1 protein-coding gene is annotated in these 1,139 nt (G+C 69.1%); it reads right to left on the bottom strand.

Annotation, left to right across the window (positions count from 1 at the left end; translation table 11 throughout):
- On the bottom strand, positions 1-1,139 hold a 1,139-nt coding region (locus V0R62_RS26690), incomplete at both ends, for a T6SS effector BTH_I2691 family protein (protein WP_330105833.1).

Genomic DNA, 1,139 nt, shown 5'->3' with positions numbered 1-1,139 from the left:
TCGGTGACGCCGCCGGCCAGGCACAGGGCCATGGTCTTGCTGTAGGCGATGCCGGACTCACGGTCGTCGCCGTCGTAGTCGTGTTCCTCGATGGCGTGGAACAGGCTGCTGTCGCAGAGCTGGGTATAGGCCTGGGTGTTCAGGTCGATGCAGCGCTGGTACTCGGCTTCCTGGCGTTCGTACTCGGCCTGGAAGCCTGCGCGCAGGGGCTCGTGGTAGCGCTCCTCGAGCCGGGCGACGCCGTCCTGGGCGCGCCGTTCGACCTCGCGCTGGCGCTCGACCTGCGGGTCGACGAACACCGGCGGGCCATCGCCGCTGTGGGGTTCGAAGGACGGGGTCCGCTGCTCGGCCCAGGGCCATTGCATGGCGCGCAGGGTCAGCAGGATCTGCGAGGTCTGCAGCTGATAGGCGCGCAGCGGGTCCTCGCGCCATTGCTGGCGCAGGGCGATCCAGTTGAGGCGCTGGTGGTTGTACTCCTGGACCAGGCCGACGGTGTCGTCGAGCACCAAGGCGAGTACGCCGTGTTCGAGCTGGTGGCGGGCAATGGCGTTGATCAGGTAGCCGCGGGTAGCGGTCTGGCGCAGCAGGCGGCTGTGAAAGCCATGGACACTGTCGAAGGCACCGGGCAGTTGCTGGTTGTACTCGAAGACCTGGCGGTCTACCTGCAGCTCGCTGAGGGTCATGGCCAGGCCCACCTGGGCGGGGGCGCTGCGGGCGAGGGCGAGGTCCAGCACCTGGAAGCGCTCGGGCGGGGTCTTGGCATTGCGATAGGCATTCAGCACGCTGGGCGGCCAGGCGTCGCTGCTGAAGGCGATCCAGGCGGTGGAGAAGGCCTCGGTGTCGACGGTGAGGAAGGAAGAGGGGATGTCGTGGTTTTCGCCCAGACACTGGCGGGCGAGCAGACGCGGTGGTGCGGGTGGCGGCTCGAGGGGGTTGAAGCGGCGCAGGTGGGCCTCGTCGGTGACTTCGTAGGCGTACCAGATGCGCTGGTCGAGCAGGACATACAGGTAGCCGGTGCGCAGGGTGCGCAGACCCATGCGGGTGGCGACCTGATCGCCGCCGGCCAGGGGGTGACGGTAGGCCGGGCGCAGGTCCGGGACCAGGGCCCGGCGCAGGGGCAGGATGGGCAGGCCCTTGCG

The sequence above is a fragment of the Pseudomonas carassii genome (assembly GCF_036324045.1).
Classification (GTDB): Bacteria; Pseudomonadota; Gammaproteobacteria; order Pseudomonadales; family Pseudomonadaceae; genus Aquipseudomonas; species Aquipseudomonas peradeniyensis.
Note: the sequence above shows the minus strand (reverse complement) of the source record. Positions and strands in the feature narration are given on the sequence as shown.